The following is a 15439-nucleotide window of genomic DNA, read 5'->3' as shown; positions in this document are numbered from 1 at the left end:
ATAGTATTGCTATTTGTGATACAATGAAATGGCTTTGTTGCATGAAGGTAGCGATCGCTACTCCTAGAGAAGTTTTCATTTAAGTAGAACACAGTAGGGACGTTTCATCGAATACCACTACTAGGGTTGTGGTGCGCGAGTGTGTAGTTTATATCAAATCCGGTAGCATCTCCGATGGAGGGGAAGACAGGAGGAACGGGGAATTTATAGAGGAGGTAGGAAGAAGAATAATCAAGGGATTATTCTGTGCAACTATGCGCCTAAAACGCGCTCTTTTTTGAACCATTACGACCATTAAGCTTGGACTTTTTTCACTAAAAAATGCGCTCAACCTTTATATGTCAATGCTTTTAGATTTAATCAGCAAACCCTAGTTAAGACCCAAAATACTCAACCAATAACTGTTGTTCTAATATTAATATATCGAGATATCGAGCTGTGTGCTTTCATCAATAGCATAAGTAAACCGGATTAAGTATTAGCTTCAGCACCCTTAAAAAAAAGATCGAGTCTGTTAAAATACTGTACGACAATATAAATATTTCCCCTGTAAACTTCTTCTTACCTTTACACCACCAATGACTAAAAACAATAAACCTAAGAATGATCGAGTATCTCCGGAAGTTACCTCTGAGTTTTCACCTTGGCTAACTCCACTAACTTACTTTTTGTCATGCTGTATATTAGTACCATTTTATTTCAAAATAGAAATCAAAGGTCAAAAAAATATACCAAAAACAGATGCAATTATTCTTGCACCTACTCACCGTTCTCGCTGGGACCCTATAATCATAGCTTATGCAGCAGGTTTGTTTGTGACTAACCGTAAACTTCGATATATGGTCTCTGAAGAACAAACACTAGGTTTTCAAGGTTGGTTTATTCGTCGTTTGGGTGGGTTTCCTATCGATCGCGATCATCCGGGAATTTCTAGTATTCGCCATAGTGTTCAACTCCTAAAAAATCAGGAAATGTTAGTAGTATTTCCTGAAGGAAGAATATATCCAGAAGAACACAAAATTTATCCGATTCAATTAGGAGTTGCTCGCATAGCACTACAGGCAATATCTAGCAAAAAAGAAATTAATCTAAAAATTATTCCTATTAGCATTTTATACGATCGCCCAGCTCCTCCACCTTGGCGGTGTGGTGTTAAGATTAATATAGGATCTCCTTTAGAAGTCAAAGATTATCTTGATTATTCTACAAAGCAAGCGGCGAAGATACTTACTGATGATATAGAACTTTCTATGACAGAATTACACAAAAAACATTAGTTAAAGTAGCTAAAAATCAAGCTAAATTAGAGACTTAAACTGTAAGCATTCAGCCGTCAGCTATCAGCTATTGTTTTTATTTTTAGATAAAAGCTTTACTAATTCAGTTAGAATTTATACTTACTACAAAAACTGGTTAAAACAGTCTATATTCATTAAAACCCCGTTATGACAGCTGACAGCTGACAGCTAATAGCTGTTTGCGCAGCATTCCGCAGGAAATGCTTACCAAAAACAAGGTATGAGACAATCAAAATCATAGTAGTTAAAATTTATCAAATAAGCTGAATTAATTAAACATAATAAAAAAAATATAATGAACGCCCCTTATAGAATAGGGCATTCTATCAGATACATCAAGCCCGGCAATTCCCGGCAAAAGTCAGGAAAACCGTTCATAGCAGTGTGACGGCAGAACCATCGACACTGGCGGTATCTCGCAATGCTTTGAGGAATATCCCCAAAGCGCCATTCCAATCTCTTGGCATTGAATGACCGCAATGCGGACATTTAAAATGCTTCGATCCTCCTAAATTTTGATGAACATGACCGCAATGAGTACAAGTTTTGGAAGTATATTCCTCAGTTACATCTATTACGGTTGTGCCTCGTTTTAAACCGTGGAACTTCAGAGTTTGTTTGAAACGATAATGTGCCCAATTTAGCATTTGGCGAACTGTTGTCGAGTTAAGTTGGCGTTTCTTCTTTCCTGACTTGGCAACCATTTGGGATGACTCAAAAGTAGGGATAAATATGACGCGATACTCACTCGTTAACCATTTTGCTACTTTTTTATGAACTTCATCTATGAGGTTTTTTATCCTAATCAACAACCTATTAATTTTTTTGTTTAATCCCTGTCTTTTATACTTATTTTGACTACCTTTTAATGCACCTCTGGTAGATATTAGTTTGTCAATATGCTGCCCCAATCGAAAGATTCTGGTAATGTCGCCCTTGCCTATATCGATCAACTTTTCTCCATCAAATCCCGTTAGAAAACTGCGAACACCAGGGTCTAAAGCTATGATGGATTGACTACTAGATGTTTCTGGTTTAAACTCTTTTGGAAATACGGCAAACCAGCGTTTTTTGTCATAAACCAACTGAGTCTCTGCATTCCAAGATTTTTCTCTCATGCAAGTTTTATATGTCCCACTTTTTTGTTTTTGTTGGTATTCAACATTAATAGTCGGAATTGGTTCTGATGCTTGGATATTTAATCCTTTCGTTACTGATGGCAACCAAGTACCTTTTTTAAAGTCTTCGACTCTAAATTTAATTGATTGTATTCGGTCTCTAATCGAACGAAATTTTCCGCAATTTTGCTGTTTAGTTCCACTTTTACGGCTAGTTTTAAATGCAGTATTAGCATCATAAATTGCGTTAACTTTAAGATGGTATGGTGATTCTTTTATCCAATCTGGTAAACTTTCATTCTTCAATACAACTTTGCGCAAATCATACTTTGAAATCAACCCATGTTTTCGTTGATAAGCTATGGCTTGATTAAAGCAATATCTACTTGCTGCTAACCACTTTTTCCAAATTTGATGGAGATTTTTTTCTGGGTAAACTCTGATACGCAGAGATTTAAGATGAATACAATCTTGCACAGAAACAGTGGAGGATTGAAAGGATGTCTTCAACCATTTCGGGTTTCCTTTCCAACACAGATGCTGCGAAACGGAATGCTGCGCAAACGGGAGAAAATTCAACTCTGCCGTGAACCAGGATTTGGCCAGAGTGTAGGGTGCAGAACCAGATTCGCAAATCGAAGCCAAATCAAAAGAACCTATCTTTGTATGTGACCACAATAGATTGGACATTTCCTGACATGACCTGTTCCAATATGGTAAGCATTTTTTTTCGTTTGTAGTTAAGTCTTCCTCCAACTTCTTTGACAAGCTCTCCATCAGAGTATTGGGATTGGAGATATTCACATTGACACATGCATATCTTCTCCTCTGGCGTGACACAATTTTTTACCATTTCCTTTTGTTGATGTTTTCATCTTCTACTATTGCACTATTTGCAAGAAATTGCCAGGGTTTCTAAAACCTAGTCTTAGCACCTATAACATAATTGGTATATATGAATATTGGTATATATCTATTATTATTTTTTCCGTAAGCATTCAGCGGTCAGCTATCAGCTAGCCTCCTATCGGAGGAACTGCGGACTTCAGCTATCAGCTATCAGCTATTGCTTTTAGTGAGTGATAAAAGCTTTATTAATTGAGAAAGGAAAAATCTTACTACAAAAATCAGCTCCAAAGTCTGTATTGATTTCAACCCCGTCCTTAAGCACAAAGTCTTATTGCTGAAGTCCGCAGTTCCTCCGGAGGAGGCTAGCTGACGGCTAATAGCTGTTTGCGCAGCATTCCGCAGGAAATGCTTACTTTTTTCCATTGAATAAAGATAATAATTATAAATACTAAATTTAACTAAATTTTAATTATTTTTATGACAGTTTTATTGTAGAAGTGAATTATAGTTATTTGTACCTAGATCGGCATATTAGTATAGCCATGTCACCTCCACTTTTACGAAATCAGAAGTCAGAAGTCAGAAGTTAACCCACCCCTCGCCCCCTCCCCCTCTCAGGAGGGGAAATAGGGAATTGTGAGCAACTCTCCAAAAATATTGCGCCTTAAAAGGTGGGGTTGCGCGACCCATATTATTTTTAGGACTTACGCAGATACGCCATATATAGCGCTCAAAACTATTGTCCAATAGTACTTGGACTCTATAAATAGTGCCTTTGCGTAAGTCCTGATTTTGATAAGCACAAACAAGAATGAATGTTTGAAATTGCTCAACTCAACTTAATCCTAGCAATGGACATTTGCTCTGCTTACTAAAGACAAAAATGTAGAATTTTGTATAAGGAATCTAAAAATTATGGTATCAACACCAGAAAGAATAGCTTCGATCAGTGCTTTTGGCCAGGCGCGTTCAACAGTTGAAGGCACACCTCTCAGCCCTGATGAAGTCCAAAAAATGCAAGCTTTTTGGCGTGCTTGTTGCTATTTAATGGTAGGGATGATTTACCTGAAAAAGAATCCTCTCCTACAGGAACCTCTAAAACCTGAACAAATTAAGAGTCGCATTTTGGGACACTGGGGGTCAAGTTCTGGTCAAGCCTTTATATGGATACATCTTAACCGGGTTATCAAAAAATTTGACCTCGATATGATTTTTATGTCCGGTCCAGGACATGGCGCACCAGGAGTCCTAGCTCCAACCTATTTAGAGGATACTTACTCAGAAGTCTATCCAGATAAAAGTCAAGATGTACAAGGTTTAGAAAAATTCTTCAAACAGTTCTCTTTTCCTGGTGGTATTGGTAGTCACTGTACGCCAGAAACTCCAGGTTCTATCCATGAGGGAGGTGAACTTGGTTATGTACTTTCTCATGCTACAGGTGCAATTCTGGATAATCCAAATTTAATTTGTGTACCAGTTGTTGGGGATGGTGAGTCCGAGACAGGACCTCTGGCTACATCCTGGCACTCTAACAAATTTATTAATCCAATTACAGACGGTGCTATTCTGCCAATTTTGCACTTGAATGGGTACAAGATTAATAACCCAACAATTTTATCTAGAATTAGCCACGAAGATTTAAGAAATCTGTTTTTGGGTTATGGCTATGAACCCTATTTTGTGGAGGGGTCTGACCCAGATAGTATGCACCAAGCAATGGCAGCTACTTTAGACCATTGTGTTCAAGAAATTAAAAATATTCAACAACAAGCTAGAAGTTCGGGCAATGCTGAGTTGCCACGCTGGCCGATGATTGTATTCCGAACTCCCAAGGGATGGTCTGCACCATCAGAAATTGATGGCCACAAAATTGAAGGTTTCTGGCGGGCACACCAAGTACCGATGACTGATGTTGCTAAAAATCCAGAACACCTCAAAATTCTGGAAGAGTGGATGCGTAGCTACAAGCCAGAGGAACTTTTTGATGCCAATGGTAAATTATTAGCAGAATTGCGAGAATTAGCTCCTTATGGTGCCCGTCGGATGAGTGCGAACCCTAATGCTAATGGCGGACTCCTCTGCAAAGAGTTGAATATGCCTAATTTCCAGGAATATGGCATACAGATAGATAAACCTGGAACAATAGAGGCAGAAAATACTCGTCCTTTGGGTGTGTTTCTCCGAGATGTCATGGGTAATAACATGACTAATTTCCGGGTATTCGGGCCCGATGAAAATACTTCTAATAGACTAAGTGCTATTTATGAAGTCAGTAAGAAGACTTGGATGGCAGAATTTCTACCGGAAGATTTAGATGGTGGAGAGCTTGCGCGTGATGGTCGCGTGATGGAAATGTTGAGCGAACATACTCTTGAAGGTTGGATGGAAGGATATATCTTGACTGGAAGACACGTCTTTTTCTCTACCTATGAAGCATTTGCTCATGTTATTGGTTCGATGGTGGGTCAACACGCTAAGTGGATAGAGAAGTGTAATGAGCTTAGTTGGCGTGAAAAAATTCCTTCTCTTAATATATTGATTACTTCAACTGTTTGGCGACAAGACCACAATGGTTTTACTCACCAAGATCCTGGTTTCCTAGATGTGATTTCTAATAAGACACCGGATGTAACTCGGATATATCTACCACCTGATGTTAATTGTTTGCTGTCGGTTACAGACCATTGTTTGCGGAGTAAAAACTATGTTAATGTGATTGTTGCTGACAAACAGAAGCATTTGCAGTACATGGATATGGATGCTGCTATTAAGCATTGTACTAAGGGTATTGGTATTTGGGATTGGGCAAGTAACGATCAGGGAGTGGAACCTGATGTTGTATTGGCAACTGCTGGTGATATTCCTACGAAGGAAGCTTTGGCTGCTAATATGATGTTGCAAGAAGCTTTCCCTGACTTGAAGATTCGCTTTATCAATGTGATTGATTTGTTTAAGTTACAACCAGATACGGAGCATCCTCATGGATTGAGTGATCGCGATTTTGATACTTTGTTTACTCTGGATAAGCCAATTATCTTTAATTTCCACGGTTATCCTTGGTTGATTCACCGTTATACTTACCGTCGCACTAATCACGATAATCTCCATGTAAGGGGTTATAAGGAAAAGGGTAATATTAATACGCCTTTGGAATTAGCTATTCGGAACAATATCGATCGCTTCAGTATTGCGATGGATGTGATTGACCGAGTAGAGAAGCTAAAGGTTGCAGGTGCTCATGCGAAGGAAAAATTCCGCAATGAGCAAATAGCTTGTCAAAATTATGCTTATGAGCATGGTATTGACCGACCTGATATCGTTAATTGGAAGTGGTCTGATGGTGAAGTCAGAAGTTAGAAGTTAGAAGTCAGAAGTCAGAAGTTAAGATAAGAATATTTTAAATATTAAAACTCACTCAGAGATTACTTTTGACTTTTGACTTTTTAATTTTGACTTGAGCAGCGTCAGCGTAACCCAACAATCATTTGACTGGAGCTGATAGCTAAGTAGGGTTTGCTGAAAAAAGCAAAGTTTGGGGGAGGTGGGGAGTGTGGGAAGTGTGGGGAGGGTGGGAAGACAGAGAAATTAGGAGGAATAATTGTTCTTTGATTTTTCTGCCCCCCTCACCCCATCACCCCAAAATTATTACTTTTTGAGGGTAAGTGAATTGAAACAGGCACACTTTTTTCGATGATAAAAAGGCACTTACCTTTATTTAGTAGTGCTTTGAGATTTAATCAGCAAACCCAAAGTATTGATAGTTATAGTAGTCGAAGGAAAGATGAGAATATTTTAAATACTCAGGACTTATGCAGAGACTTTACATATTATACCATTTCTCAAAAAGAATGCTATATCTGATTGGGTGAGGAAGTGTGGGAAGTGTGGGAAGTGTGGGGAGAGGAAAAGAAGGAAAGATCTATACTAACAAACTAATAATTGTCAAAAACAAACTTTTAATCTTGGTAACTATTTGACTGTTGAAGTATAGCTGAAGTATAGCATTACTTTTGGTAATTGGTATTAGAGAGGGCGAATACCATTCGCCCCTACAGATGGTAGTTTCAAAGTCAATTTGCGTAAGTCCTGCTCATAAAGAGAGTTTAGGATTTGTTTGGGCTTGAAATTTGCTAAAGTGCCGTTAAAATCCGAGGTAATTATCAATTATCCATTATCAATTAATGAAGTCTATTCCCTAATCTAATATGAAAGTTGCTGTTTTTAGTACCGAAAAATACGACCGCGAATTTCTAGAGGTAGCTAATACTGCTACTAATGCTAACCATGAGTTTGTTTTTCATGAAACTCGACTGGAAGCTAAAACTGCTGCTCTGGCAACTGGATGTGAAGCAGTTTGTGTATTTGTCAATGATGATGTGGGTGCTGAAACTCTGAAAATTTTAGCTGCTCAAGGTATTCGTTTAGTTGCTCTACGATGTACGGGTTTTAATAATGTTGACCTGGGAACTGCTGCTGAAGTTGGCATTAAAGTTGTGCGAGTGACAGCTTATTCTCCCTATTCAGTGGCAGAATTTGCTGTTGGGATGATTTTGATGCTTAATCGGAAACTATATAAGGCTTATAATAGAGTGCGTGATGATAATTTCTCTTTAAATGGTCTATTGGGATTCGATCTACATCATCGCACAGTGGGAATTGTGGGAACGGGTAAAATAGGCATCATTATTTCCCAAATTCTCCACGGGTTTGGCTGTCATTTGCTTGGATACGATCCTTATCCTAATCCTCAATTTGAAGAGATTGGCGATACTCGTTATGTAGACTTGCCTGAGTTATTAGCTAACTCTGATATTATTTCATTACATTGTCCTTTAACACCAGAAAATGATCATTTGATTAATGCTAAAACTATCGCGCAAATGAAACCAGGTGTGATGTTAATTAATACCAGTCGCGGTCAATTAATTGATACAAAAGCAGCAATTGAAGGCATAAAATCTGGAATAATTGGTTATTTTGGAATTGATGTTTATGAGCAAGAAGAACATATTTTCTTTAAAGATTTATCTGATACAGTTATTCAGGATGATACTTTCCAATTATTACAATCTTTCCAAAATGTTTTGATTACTTCTCATCAGGCATTTTTCACTAAAGAAGCAATGAATGATATTGCTACTACGACCTTATCTAATATTACTGATTTTGAGCAAGGAAAGCCTCTCCAAAATGAGGTAAAGCTTCCTGAAAAAGTTCTGACTAAAGCATAAAATGAATACAGCGATATTATTTTAGCCTACATTACGTACTTCAATATGTCTGTCGTATAGAACCCCTGAGTGGTATCTTCATAAATATTAAATTTTTTTAGCTAGGAGACAGGAGACAGGAGACAGGAGACAGGAGACAACCCACCCCTAACCCCGACCGTGGAGGGGAAGGTAAGAGGGAAGATGTGGGGAGAAATAATACAAAAAATTCAACACTCCTTGAGATGATTTTTCCTCAAAATTTATGCGCGAAAAGACTTGAGTACCATAATTATATATAGATCGAATGGGTTCTATAGAAGCCCTGAGTGGAATATTAGCTAATGTTGGGTTTTTAGGCAAAGAAGTTAGGATATTGATATTTAATTACATAGCTATAGATAGATATCTCCAACAATCCAAAATCAAATCAATTATTGCACTGTTATTCATCAATTCTTTCCCCCTAATCCTTACTCCCTACTCCCTACTCCCTATGCATGGAGGAGATGCTTAATAGATCCGTTTAGGGGTTCTATAAATGATCGGGAGTCCGAATTCTGAATTCAGGTAGGGGAACAATCACATTGGCAACGTACAGGAAAAAATAATAGTGGTCATAATTAGTGATACCATTTTAGAAAAAGAATGTTACTAACAATAAGTGTGATTAAAATAATTTATAGTAGATGTCCCTTTGATCAAAAAATAGAGTTTCTGACCTAAAAACTGGTTCTGAAGACATTCATTCTGACTCCTGACTTCTGATTCCTAATAAAGATTCTAATCATTTGTAGCAAAAGTTTATCAAATTAGTATTAGAATTTTAAAAAGTATTTGATGATGGATAAGGAGATGTTTTAGTACAATTATGTCTCCATTGAGTTAGAACTTGTTCTCTATAAACTCTTCGATTTCCTCTTTTATGAATAAATTCATTGTTATTAACAAAATAGCCCATACGAGCATTAACAAAACCATTATAGGCAACTTCTACAGGAAAACTTTTCCAACCAGAATTGCTTCTATTGTTCCGCTCAAACCAAACTAATTTGTTACTATTTTCATATCTACAAATATGAATTACTCGACTTTCAGTGCGGAAAAATGCCTCCTGAGATAAATTACGATTTATACTTTGGCAACTCGAATTATTGTAAGCAAAAGGAGGTGGATTATAATCATCATAAAATTCCGGTTGTGATGGTTTAGAAGCACCTTGACGGTTTTCATATTGACCATGTTTGAGGTAGTGATCGTAAGCAGACTGAAATTCTCCACGACGTATCGCATTTCTAACGTCAGGGTTCTGTCGCAAATATTCTTGCTCATTAAATATTTTGAAAGCTGGAGGGCGATTTTCATATTGCCCATATCTGACATAATGTTCATAACCAGACTTATATTTTCCTTGACGTACCAGCTGTGCAACATCAGGGTTTTGGCGTAGATATTTTTGTTCGTCAAATTCCCTAGTATAATTTTCCGCAAGTGCTAGGGGAGTGCTACAAATAGTTAGAGCTACTGCAGCGATCGCTACTATATTTGTTTTCATCTTATTAATATTAAGCATTTTTGAACACCTCAACTATTAATTCAGGACTTACGCAAAGGCACTATTTATAGAGTAAAGTAACTGTTGGACAATAGTTTTGAGCGCTATATATAGCGTATCTGCGTAAGTCCTATAATTGTTCTTAATTATTAAGGTATCTCCTTAGCTATAGAGACTGTGGGGTATTTTAGGCAGTTAAAAATTTTTTTTGTGACTTACCTAACTGCCTTAACATCCTGTTTCCTTTACAGCGCTTTTCGTTTGAGTAAACCACAAAATATAGCAAGGAAGAGGCAACAGACAACAGTGGGAAAAAAATTTCTCCCAATCCGAACAATACCAAGTTCACGCAAAGATAGTTATATCATGTCTGGATAAGAGCGTGATTAAAAAAACTTTCTCCTTTTCCTCCTCTTCCTGATTGCTTATTGCTTCTTCTTTTCTTTCTTCTCTCCTGACTCGGTCCTCCTGAGTTCCCCTCCTGGGAGGGGCCCGCGGGTGGGTTGACTCCTGGCTCCCTTCCTGGGAGGGGCGGGGGTGGACTGACTCCTAAGTAATGCGCGATTAATATCATGCACGCGCTTCAGCAACGCCACAGTGCCAATTTGTGAAGTGTCTACTTGTAGGATGATTCTACTTTACCATTTTCGTAATAACAAGGTAGATTAATCTGATATCTGAGATGGTTTGATTCAGATAGTGGCATATATCTATTACTATTTAGTGCTAAAAGTTCCTACAGTTAAAGCATAGAGTTAATCAAGGAATTTAGCAATGACTTCTAACACCTGCCTCTCCCAGTCCATCTCCTCTGCTACTGATATCGATACAGATACTTGTACTACTATTGCATGGCTTGACTTAGTAGCATCAGCAGTAGACAATTTTGATGGAGATGATTGGTTAGCTCTGTGTGGTGATATTGATGAAGGTGAAATCTACCGAGATTGGTTTATTTGGCAAGATGTAGATTTTTCTCAAGAGTGGGAAGCTTACGATCTGACTACCAACAAGAGATTTGTAGCGACAGATTTATCTTTACTCAAAGCTCACATTGATCGAATAGAAGATACAAGAAGCGCAATATCCATCATGGACAATAACAATTAGCACATCATGTATCATTTTGATTTTTCTGTCGTTATTTCGTTTTCAGGGTTAGTTAGTGCAATATGAAAACCCCTATAAGAAAATTATGCTGAAAAAACAGTGAGATTGCAGGGATCAAGATTTACTTGTTACCTGCATCACTTAATTTTAGTGTTTACAATCATATTTTTTTCAATACATTATCACTCTAATTATGGATGAAAGTCATAATTGACTGATGGGAGAAATCACTTACATTGAATTTATTTTTACATATTATAAAAGTATAATTTTCTATATTAAATTAATTAATTAAAGTTTGATCGCAGAAACACAACTGTTATTCTTAAATATGCAGCTTAACTAGCTGCTTTTTTTGCGTTTTATGAAAGTGATTTTCATAATAACAACTTTTCTTAGTTGGATAAAGTACAAAATTTGGATTTTTTAGATAATAAGAAGCTACACAGATAAAAATGCATTATTACTTAATCATTAATATAGAAACTAGCGATCGCCTTAAATCCAGGATTATAAAATTTAGACCGGGAAAATCAATTTGTAATTTTATCTTTTTCCTGATTTAATTCAATATTTGATATGATTATATACCATAATTGCTAGATTACTAGGATTAGGAAAAAATAATGCTCAAAGCTCTTTGGAATGGTGTTATTTTAGCACAGAGCGATCGCTGTAAAACTGTCGAAGGTAATTATTATTTCCCACCAGACACAGTTAATCGTGAATATTTCAAAGAAAGCAAAACCCATACTAACTGTTTCTGGAAAGGTGAAGCAAGCTATTACGATATAGAAGTAGATGGTAAGATAAATAAAGATGGCGCTTGGTATTATCCCAACCCCAAAGAAAAAGCCAAAAATATTCAAAACTATGTGGCCTTTTATCCTCGTGTACAAATAGAAAGCTAGGGTAAAAATGTGTCCCAATATTATGAAGTATGGCCACAATCATTTCTCTTGTCCACTCGCCTTCCAGAAAAACAGTTTAGATAAAGTCAAATCAAAGCTATGACAGTTACACCCAACCGGAATCAAAAAAGAATCCCGAATTCCTACTGCAAGGTAGAGCAGACTAGAAACAAAGGGCGAAAAATAAATACTCTATTAAAAACTCCATAAATAAATTTATGGGGTTTATTTCTTCCTTATTGAACTTCAACAAAAACTATGTAACATTGTTGTCTATAATTTTCTAGACATCAGATAAAGTAACTAATAAGGAATATGGTTTCTAACGGTCTCATCTTTATACTTTTTCTCATCTTTCTGATCCTCCTGTTTTTTGGATCTTCTCTCTAGAGTATCGAGCTTATCAGAAAAAATTAGAGGTTTATAGTATAAATCATGGTCATAATAATTATAAATTAATTATATTCTGGATATTTAGCTTCAGATATAGCAACTAGCACTCAGCTATATCCAGGAAACTTTTTTCCCTAATGTTATCTTGCTTTTACGGCGGGTTAACCTACTGAATTAATATGTTTGCAGGGAACAGCGGTGCAACCCCCCGTCGGTGGTAGACGCATATGCTAGCGCACTCCTGTGAGGGAACAGTGAGAAAAACTTTTTCCTGTCTAAGCTTCATCATCAATACTATGTTCTAACTGTCCCGTTCTTTAGCTATAAAATCTGATAAATATAAAATTTAAACAACTTTTTCAGGACATTTGGCATTATAATATTAGACACATGACCTTCAAAGGATGTCCAGATGTTATCTCCAGATCAAGTTTCTCAGAACTCAGAAACTGAAACCATCCCCAGAATCTATCAAATTTTAGGATTTGATCAAATACCTCAAAATATTTTGGAATTGCCCCAAGAACTACAAATAGTCAGTATAATTCGTCAGGGATTTTCAATAATTTCTGTGATTAAAGTAGCGGAATATTGTGGCATTTCTGAGTCACAAATGGCATCTTTATTAGCAACTTCTGAACGTACTATATCTAGGCGTAAGAAAGATCAGAAACCTCTAGATCTTTCAGAATCAGATAGACTGTATCGCGTTGCTAGAATTTTTGCACAAACGTTAGATATATTTGAAAATGTAGAAATAGCAAGAGATTGGCTGAAAAAATCAAATCGTGCCTTGGGTGGCAAAACTCCTTTAGAACTATTAGATACGGATGCAGGTACACAACAAGTAGATGAACTTTTGAATAAAATAGAGTATGGAGTATATAGTTAATTATTCATTATTAATAGTTCGTTTCTGTTGGTCGTGAATAAAAAACACAGAAAAAGGCAGGTTTTCCACCTGCCCATAGGTTTTTTTTAAGAAAATAATTCAGGATTTACAAGCTGAAAAATAGATAGATAGTATCAGCATTTTTATTCTATTGATTCTATAGATAGATAGTATCAGCATTTTTATTCTATGATTCTGTGGTGCTATCAAAATGAATCAAATAATTGAATATTTCTGATCATCAACCTAGCTTATATAAATCTTGAAGAAGTAGTTAGGAAAGAAAATTAATTAGTAGCTAGTCTAAGTCTTTCAATCATTTATTCCAAATCCTAAATTTTTCTTCAATTTTAGTAGTTTACAAGATAATCATTATGAGTTTAATAGTATGGCGAATCTCTCATAAAAAACATATTAATAGTGCTTTTAAAGCTGAAGCTTCTAGTTGTAGCAGAGGGCGCTGGAATTCTAAAGGTACATCCTTGATTTATACTTCAGCCACATTATCTCTAGCAACATTAGAAACTTTAGTCAGCATGGAAATAGAAAATTTTGGCAATATATTTCTATCTATTGGTATAAAAATTCCTGATAATTTACCTATTAAACAAGTAGATGAAAATTTATTACCCCATAACTGGCGTGATACTTCTCCACCTACCATTTTAGCGTCGATTGGAGATAAATGGTTAACTGCTAGAACGACAGCAGTTTTAAAGGTTCCTTCTGCTATTATTCCTCAAGAATATAATTATTTGATTAATCCTTTACATCCTGATTTTGAGAAAATTTCAATTTATCCACCTCAATCTTTTACCTTAGACCGCAATCTAAAAAGTATAGGAAAAAATTTATTGGCAGAGTCTTATGCAGTAGTGCTAAACAAGTAATAATTTTGGTACTTTACCTGTAGGAGTTAGGAGTCAGGAGTCAGGAGTCAGAATGAAGAATGAATAGCTTCTATTCGGGAAATGAAGGAAATTTTTTAGTAAGCATTTCCTGCGGAATGCTGCGCAAACAACTCTTAGCAGTCAGCGCTTAAGCAAATAATGAATAATTCCTGATAAGCTTAAAGAATCGTAATTTGACAGTAAGTTTTAATTCTATCCAAATTTCTCAATTGCTTTTAGCTCCTCCGTAGGAGACTAGCTAATAGCTGACTGCTGAATGCTTACATTTTTTAACTCAATTTTATAGGAATTGTCATGATAAATTCTGTATATTTTTCCTTTTGAGAATGACATTCTAGTTTTCCTTTATGTTTTTCAACAATAATTTGATAACTAATTGAAAGTCCTAACCCAGTCCCTTTACCAACTGGTTTTGTGGTAAAAAAAGGATCGAATAAATGAGAGAGAACTTCTTCACTAATTCCTGCTCCATTATCAGTAATACAAATTTGTACTAAATTGTCCGATATTCTTTGAGTTTTAATCCAAATACAGCCAGAATTCAATTCAATTTTTTGAGAATTTTGAGTATCTTTAATCGCATAAATTGCATTACTAAGAATATTCATAAATACTTGATTAAGTTGTCCAGGATAACAGTCGATCAGAGGTAGTTGACCATATTCTTTGATGATTTTAATCTCTGAATATTCAGATTTAGATTTAGCTTTGAAGTGACTCTGTAAAATCATTAAAGTACTCTCAATTCCTTCATGTAGATCGACTTTTTTAATTTCTGCTTCATCACAACGAGAAAAGATGCGCAATGATTTGACAATTTCCTGAATGCGCTCTGTTCCCACTTCCATAGACTTAAGGATTTTGTTGAGGTCTTCTTGAAGAAAACTTAATTCGATCGCTTCAATTTCTGCTTCAATTTCTTGATGGGGATGAGGATAATAATTTTGATAGAGTTGAACTAAATTTAGCAAATCTTGAATATAATCTTTTGCATAAACAATATTTCCATGAATAAAGTTCACCGGATTATTAATTTCATGGGCAACTCCGGCAACCATTTGACCTAAGCTAGACATTTTTTCACTTTGAATCATCTGAGCTTGAGTCTGCTGAAGTTCTGTTAATGTTTGCTGAAGTTCTTGTTTTTGTTCTCTTAATTTAGCTTCTGATTCTCGTAGTAAGTTTTCGGCAG

General features: G+C 36.1%; 10 protein-coding genes. 7 read left to right on the top strand and 3 right to left on the bottom strand.

Annotated features, from left to right (window positions below; genetic code table 11):
• Positions 1-578 precede the first annotated feature (578 nt).
• Positions 579-1277 carry a 1-acyl-sn-glycerol-3-phosphate acyltransferase gene (locus tag F6K15_RS16030; RefSeq protein ID WP_293062350.1) on the top strand — a complete coding sequence of 233 codons (699 nt, stop codon included), beginning with the start codon at positions 579-581 and terminating at the stop codon, positions 1275-1277.
• Positions 1278-1672: 395 nt separating this feature from the next.
• Here F6K15_RS16030 and F6K15_RS16025 read toward each other — a convergent pair whose 3' ends face one another.
• The gene (locus tag F6K15_RS16025) at positions 1673-2926 is read right to left on the bottom strand and encodes a transposase (RefSeq protein ID WP_293062348.1); all 1254 of its coding nucleotides are present in this window, start codon (positions 2924-2926) and stop codon (positions 1673-1675) included.
• Between the two features lie 1254 nt (positions 2927-4180).
• On the opposite strand from F6K15_RS16025, the gene F6K15_RS16020 reads away from it, so the two are divergent.
• Together F6K15_RS16020 and F6K15_RS16015 are read left to right on the top strand one after the other, a co-directional pair.
• Positions 4181-6622, top strand: a complete 2442-nt coding sequence (locus F6K15_RS16020; protein ID WP_293062346.1) for a phosphoketolase — start codon at positions 4181-4183, stop codon at positions 6620-6622.
• An 848-nt stretch (positions 6623-7470) separates the two neighbouring features.
• Positions 7471-8496, top strand: coding sequence for a 2-hydroxyacid dehydrogenase (locus F6K15_RS16015; RefSeq protein ID WP_293062344.1), 1026 nt, complete (start codon positions 7471-7473; stop codon positions 8494-8496).
• Positions 8497-9301: 805 nt separating this feature from the next.
• On the opposite strand, the gene F6K15_RS16010 is transcribed toward F6K15_RS16015, so the two are convergent.
• Positions 9302-10048 carry a hypothetical protein gene (locus tag F6K15_RS16010; protein WP_293062342.1) on the bottom strand — a complete coding sequence of 249 codons (747 nt, stop codon included), beginning with the start codon at positions 10046-10048 and terminating at the stop codon, positions 9302-9304.
• 756 nt (positions 10049-10804) lie between these two features.
• Here F6K15_RS16010 and F6K15_RS16005 point away from each other — a divergent pair.
• From F6K15_RS16005 to F6K15_RS15990, 4 genes are all read left to right on the top strand, one after another.
• On the top strand, positions 10805-11140 hold the full coding sequence (locus F6K15_RS16005; RefSeq protein ID WP_293062341.1) for a hypothetical protein: 336 nt from the start codon (positions 10805-10807) through the stop codon (positions 11138-11140).
• Between the two features lie 626 nt (positions 11141-11766).
• A complete protein-coding gene (locus tag F6K15_RS16000; protein ID WP_293062340.1) occupies positions 11767-12051 on the top strand; it encodes a DUF427 domain-containing protein in 285 nt (94 codons plus the stop codon).
• A gap of 805 nt (positions 12052-12856) precedes the next feature.
• Positions 12857-13336 carry an antitoxin Xre/MbcA/ParS toxin-binding domain-containing protein gene (locus tag F6K15_RS15995; RefSeq protein WP_293062338.1) on the top strand — a complete coding sequence of 160 codons (480 nt, stop codon included), beginning with the start codon at positions 12857-12859 and terminating at the stop codon, positions 13334-13336.
• Between the two features lie 374 nt (positions 13337-13710).
• Positions 13711-14226, top strand: a complete 516-nt coding sequence (locus F6K15_RS15990) for an RES family NAD+ phosphorylase (protein WP_293062337.1) — start codon at positions 13711-13713, stop codon at positions 14224-14226.
• A gap of 290 nt (positions 14227-14516) precedes the next feature.
• Here F6K15_RS15990 and F6K15_RS15985 read toward each other — a convergent pair.
• Positions 14517-15439, bottom strand: a 923-nt coding sequence (locus F6K15_RS15985) for a sensor histidine kinase (RefSeq protein ID WP_293062335.1), incomplete at its 5' end; no start/stop codon positions are given.

It is taken from the genome of Okeania sp. SIO2B3, from assembly GCF_010672525.1.
Lineage (GTDB): Bacteria > Cyanobacteriota > Cyanobacteriia > Cyanobacteriales > Microcoleaceae > Okeania.
This window is presented reverse-complemented; position numbering and strand designations above follow the sequence as displayed.

Excerpts from the sequence above, each read along its gene's own strand:
- F6K15_RS16030 (WP_293062350.1), top strand. The coding sequence starts at position 579 with ATGACTAAAAACAATAAACCTAAGAATGATCGAGTATCTCCGGAAGTT.
- F6K15_RS16020 (WP_293062346.1), top strand. The coding sequence starts at position 4,181 with ATGGTATCAACACCAGAAAGAATAGCTTCGATCAGTGCTTTTGGCCAG.
- F6K15_RS16015 (WP_293062344.1), top strand. The coding sequence starts at position 7,471 with ATGAAAGTTGCTGTTTTTAGTACCGAAAAATACGACCGCGAATTTCTA.
- F6K15_RS16010 (WP_293062342.1), bottom strand. The coding sequence starts at position 10,048 with ATGCTTAATATTAATAAGATGAAAACAAATATAGTAGCGATCGCTGCA.
- F6K15_RS16005 (WP_293062341.1), top strand. The coding sequence starts at position 10,805 with ATGACTTCTAACACCTGCCTCTCCCAGTCCATCTCCTCTGCTACTGAT.
- F6K15_RS16000 (WP_293062340.1), top strand. The coding sequence starts at position 11,767 with ATGCTCAAAGCTCTTTGGAATGGTGTTATTTTAGCACAGAGCGATCGC.
- F6K15_RS15995 (WP_293062338.1), top strand. The coding sequence starts at position 12,857 with ATGTTATCTCCAGATCAAGTTTCTCAGAACTCAGAAACTGAAACCATC.
- F6K15_RS15990 (WP_293062337.1), top strand. The coding sequence starts at position 13,711 with ATGAGTTTAATAGTATGGCGAATCTCTCATAAAAAACATATTAATAGT.